This window comes from Leifsonia sp. HAY1-4F (assembly GCF_056755275.1).
Window position 1 is genome coordinate 1 of sequence record NZ_JBNDHX010000479.1, and the last position, 248, is coordinate 248.

1 protein-coding gene is annotated in these 248 nt (G+C 58.1%); it reads left to right on the top strand.

Features of this window, described 5'->3' with window-relative positions:
• The coding region (locus tag ACPYOG_RS20205; protein ID WP_481295873.1) for a type 2 periplasmic-binding domain-containing protein at positions 1 to 248 on the top strand (248 nt) is incomplete at both ends.

The window sequence follows — 248 nt, forward strand, 5'->3', positions numbered from 1 at the left end:
GGCAAATATGGCGACTATGCCGCGTTGAAGGCGGCCGGCTCTTCGATCACCATTTCGGTTCTCCAGAACGTCTATGCAGAGTCCATGGTCCATGCGGCCCTACCCGACGCAAAGGTCGATCAGTACGAATCCGTCGATCTCATTTATCAAGCGCTGGAATCGGGACGTGCCGATGCGGTGGCCACCGATCAGTCGTCGCTCGCCTGGTACATGACGCAGAATCCCGGCCGCTATAAGGATGCCGGCTT